Genomic DNA, 4,794 nt, shown 5'->3' with positions numbered 1-4,794 from the left:
ACGCGATCGACCGCCTCTACGACCGCTACCAGAACGTGTACGGACAGACCGGGGATGCCCGTCGCGCCCAGGCGGGCGCCGGCAGGCCCCCCACCTAGAGACTTGCGGCCGCCCCTCGGGCGGCGCGAGGGACACGGTCGGCATGGACGCGGCCGGATCCGACTGTCACCAAGACAACGACGTCCATTTGACACAGTGAAAGGACACACCGTGAAGAACACGAAGAAGGTGCTCCTCGCGACGATCGCCGCCGGTTCGATGCTCGCGCTCGCCGCGTGCTCGGGCGGCAGCGGCGGCGAAGGCGGCGAAGGCGGCGGCGGCCTCATCGGCGTCGCGATGCCCACCAAGAGCTCGGAGCGCTGGATCCAGGACGGCGACGCCGTCAAGGAGCAGCTCGAGGAGCAGGGCTTCAAGGTCGACCTGCAGTACGCCGAGGACGACATCCCCACGCAGGTCTCGCAGATCGAGAACATGATCACGAAGGGCGCCGAGGCGCTCATCATCGCCTCGATCGACGGCACGACGCTGTCGGAGGTCCTCCAGTCGGCGGCCGACTCGGACATCCCGGTCATCGCCTACGACCGACTCATCCGCGACTCGGAGAACGTCGACTACTACGCGTCGTTCGACAACTTCGTCGTCGGCCAGCAGCAGGCCTGGTCGCTGACCAACGGCCTCGGCCTCACCGACCTCGAGGGCAACCCGGCCGAGGGTGCCCCCGCCGGTCCGTTCAACATCGAGCTGTTCGCGGGCTCGCCCGACGACAACAACGCCACGTTCTTCTGGAACGGCGCGATGGACGTGCTCGAGCCGCTGATCGAGGACGGCACGCTCGTCGTGAAGTCGGGCCAGACCGACTTCGAGCAGGCCGCGATCCTGCGCTGGGACGGCGAGGTCGCGCAGAGCCGCATGGAGGACCTCCTCACGGCGGACTACTCCGACGGCTCGCAGGTCGACGCGGTGCTCTCGCCGTACGACGGCCTCTCGCGCGGCATCATCTCGGCCCTCACCGACGCCGGCTACGCCGTCGGCGCCGAGTGGCCGATCATCTCGGGCCAGGACGCCGAGCTCGACTCGGTCAAGGCGATCAACTCGGGTGAGCAGTTCGCGACCATCTTCAAGGACACGCGCAAGCTCGCCGAGGTGGCCGTGAACATGGCCGCCGCGATCCTGAACGACGAAGAGGTCGAGGTCAACAACGAGACCGACTACGACAACGGCGTGAAGGTCGTGCCGTCGTACCTCCTCGAGTCGCAGATCGTCGTCAAGGACAACATCACCGAGGTCCTGGTCGACAGCGGCTACTGGACCGAAGAGGAAATCAACGGCTAGAGCCGACGCTCGATGACCGGCCGGTGGGGGGACTACGCTTCCCCCACCGGCAGGTCTCGTCACTCGGCAACGGAGCAGGAGCAAGGATGACCACCAATATTCTCGAGATGCGCGGCATCACGAAGACCTTCCCCGGTGTGAAGGCGCTCGCCAACGTGAACCTCGAGGTCAAGCGCGGCGAGGTCCACGCGATCTGCGGCGAGAACGGCGCGGGGAAGTCGACCCTCATGAAGGTGCTCTCGGGCGTGTACCCGTTCGGCACCTACGACGGAGACATCGTCTTCGAGAACGAGGTCGTGGAGTTCAAGGACCTCACCGATTCCGAGGCCAAGGGCATCGTGATCATCCACCAGGAGCTCGCCCTCAGCCCGTACCTCTCCATCGCCGAGAACATCTTCCTCAACAACGAGCAGAAGGGCCGCGGCGGCCTGATCGACTGGAACAAGACGAACTTCGAGGCATCCAAGCTCCTCGCCCGCGTCGGCCTGCGCGAGAACCCGACGACGAAGATCATGGACATCGGCGTCGGCAAGCAGCAGCTCGTCGAGATCGCGAAGGCCCTCTCGAAGGAGGTCAAGCTCCTCATCCTCGACGAGCCGACGGCCGCCCTCAACGACGAGGACTCCGACCACCTGCTCGACCTGATCCTGCACCTGAAGGGCCAGGGCATCACCTCGATCATCATCAGCCACAAGCTGAACGAGATCAAGAAGGTCGCCGACTCGGTGACGGTCATCCGCGACGGCAAGACGATCGAGACGATCGCGAAGTCGGATGTCACGGAGGACCGCATCATCAAGGACATGGTCGGCCGTGACCTGGAGCACCGCTACCCCGATCACACGCCGCACCTCGGCGACGAGCTGCTGCGCGTCGAGGACTGGACCGCGCACCACCCGCAGGACTCCACGCGCGTCGTCGTCGACGGCGTCAACCTCAATGTGCGCGCGGGCGAGATCGTCGGCATCGCGGGCCTCATGGGTGCCGGGCGCACCGAGTTCGCGATGAGCCTGTTCGGCCACTCCTACGGGTCGCGCATCTCGGGGAAGGTGTTCCTGCGCGGCAAGGAGATCAGGACCCGCACGGTCTCCGAGGCGATCGAGAACGGCATCGCGTACGCCACCGAGGACCGCAAGACCTATGGCCTGAACCTCATCGAGGACATCAAGCGCAACATCTCGATGGCGTCGCTGAAGAAGCTCGAGAACTTCGGCCTCGTGCACGACAACGAGGAGTACAAGGTCGCCACCGAGTTCAAGCAGTCGATGAACATCAAGGCGCCGAACGTCCTCGTGAAGACCGGCAAGCTCTCGGGTGGCAACCAGCAGAAGGTCGTGCTGTCCAAGTGGATCTACTCGGATCCCGACGTGCTCATCCTCGACGAGCCGACGCGCGGCATCGACGTCGGCGCGAAGTACGAGATCTACACGATCATCAACCGGCTCGCGGCCGATGGGAAGGGCATCATCGTGATCTCCTCCGAGCTGCCCGAGCTTCTCGGCATCTGCGACCGCGTGTACGCCCTCTCCGAGGGCCGCATCACGGGCGAGCTCCCCATCGAGGAGGCCACGCCCGAGGCGATGCTCAAGCTCATGACCATGGAAAAGCCCCGCTGACCCCGCGTACGCGGACCCGCATCCCAGGAGACATCCGATGACGAACCCAACCCCAACCCAGACGCCCACCGGGCCGACCGGCGAATCGCAGGCCGTCGGCGGCAACATCAACCCCGCCGACAACAAGTTCACCAAGTGGCTCAGCCACGTGCTCGGCGACCTCGGCAAGAACGGCATCTTCATCGCGCTCATCGTGGTGGTGGTGCTGTTCGCGATCCTGACCGACGGCATCCTGCTGCGACCGCAGAACATCTCCAACCTGATCGTGCAGAACGGGTACATCCTCGTGCTCGCGATCGGCATGGTGATGGTGATCATCGCGGGGCACATCGACCTGTCGGTCGGATCGGTGGCCGCCTTCGTCGGCGCGTGCTCGGGCGTGTTCGCGGTGCAATGGGGGCTGCCGTGGTGGCTCTCGATCATCCTCTCGCTCGCGATCGGCGCACTCGTCGGCGTCTGGCAGGGCTTCTGGATCGCCTACGTCGGCATCCCAGCGTTCATCGTGACGCTCGCCGGCATGCTCATCTTCCGAGGCCTCGCGCTCGCCGTGCTCGGCAACGCGAACATCGGCTCGTTCCCGACCGAGTACCGCGCGCTCGGCAACGGCTTCGTCTCGAACGTCTTCGGCGAGTTCGAGCTCGACCCGCTGACCCTCGGCGTCGGCGCCCTCGCGATCATCGCCCTCATCGTGCAGCAGGTGCGCACCCGCCGCGGCCGCACGAAGTACGGCCAGGAGGTCGAGCCGATGACGTGGTTCGTCACCAAGCTCGTGCTGGTCTCGGTCGCCATCGGCTTCTTCGCCTACGCGCTCGCGTCGTACAAGGGCATCCCGATCACGCTCATCGTGCTCGCCGTGCTCGTGCTCGTCTACGGCGTCGTGATGAACCGCACCGTGTTCGGCCGCCACATCTACGCCATCGGCGGCAACCGCCACGCGGCCGAGCTGTCGGGCATCAAGACCCGCCGGGTCGACTTCTGGCTGTTCGTCAACATGGGCGTGCTCGCCGCGCTCGCGGGCCTCATCTTCACCGCGCGACTGAACCTCGCGGGCCCGAAGGCCGGTGACGGCTTCGAGCTCGAGGCGATCTCGGCCGCGTTCATCGGCGGTGCGGCGGTGCAGGGCGGCGTCGGCACCATCGGCGGCGCGATCATCGGTGGTCTCATCATCGGCGTGCTCAACAACGGCATGTCGATCATGGGCATCGGCATCGAGTGGCAGCAGGCCGTCAAGGGCCTCGTGCTGCTGCTGGCCGTCGCCTTCGACGTGTACAACAAGCGCCGTTCCGGCGGGCGCTGAACCGGCCGACGTCCCACGGTCCACGACGGGCCCCCGCCGCGAGGCGGGGGCCCGTCGTCGTGCGTGGCGCGCGGTCGGCCCCGCTCACGCGTGCACCGGCCGGACACGGCGCAGGAAATCGGGCCCCATCCGCGCTGGGAGCGGGGGATGCGTCCCGGATTCCTGCATGGAGACCGTCGCATGGCCCATCCACCGGCGCCGGGTCTTGGAGTTCGGCGGCGGGTCGTGGAGTTCGGCGCGGCGACTTGGAGTTCGGCGCCGGGTCTTGGAGTTCGCAGGATGAGACGCGTCACAGACGCCAGGGCAGCCGTCCGGCGTGGCTCATCCTGCGAATTCGGATGCCACCGCGATGCCGCGGCGGCCGGGTGTGTGGCATCCGGCTGACGTTAGCGCTAACATCGACGACGTTAGCGCTAACGGATGCCCGCCGTTGTGGAGGCGGCGGGCATTCGGCCACCTGAGGAGACCGAATGACGGAGTTCACGTCCGAGATCGAGGCGGCGATCGCGCAGGTGCGCGCCGACGTCGCGCGACTGCACGCCGAGCTGA

3 protein-coding genes are annotated in these 4,794 nt (G+C 66.5%); all 3 read left to right on the top strand.

Features of this window, described 5'->3' with window-relative positions; genetic code table 11:
- The first annotated feature begins 258 nt into the window (after window positions 1-258).
- Entirely contained in the window at window positions 259-1,332 is a 1,074-nt protein-coding gene (chvE, locus tag GE115_RS18240) for a multiple monosaccharide ABC transporter substrate-binding protein (protein WP_153686180.1), read from the top strand.
- A gap of 86 nt (window positions 1,333-1,418) precedes the next feature.
- Window positions 1,419-2,948, top strand: a complete 1,530-nt coding sequence (gene mmsA, locus GE115_RS18235; RefSeq protein ID WP_153686179.1) for a multiple monosaccharide ABC transporter ATP-binding protein — start codon at window positions 1,419-1,421, stop codon at window positions 2,946-2,948.
- Between the two features lie 37 nt (window positions 2,949-2,985).
- Window positions 2,986-4,245, top strand: a complete 1,260-nt coding sequence (gene mmsB / locus GE115_RS18230; RefSeq protein ID WP_153686178.1) for a multiple monosaccharide ABC transporter permease — start codon at window positions 2,986-2,988, stop codon at window positions 4,243-4,245.
- The last annotated feature ends 549 nt before the right edge of the window (window positions 4,246-4,794 follow it).

The organism is Agromyces agglutinans (genome assembly GCF_009647605.1).
GTDB classification, from domain to species: Bacteria; Actinomycetota; Actinomycetes; order Actinomycetales; family Microbacteriaceae; genus Agromyces; species Agromyces agglutinans.
This window is presented reverse-complemented; position numbering and strand designations above follow the sequence as displayed.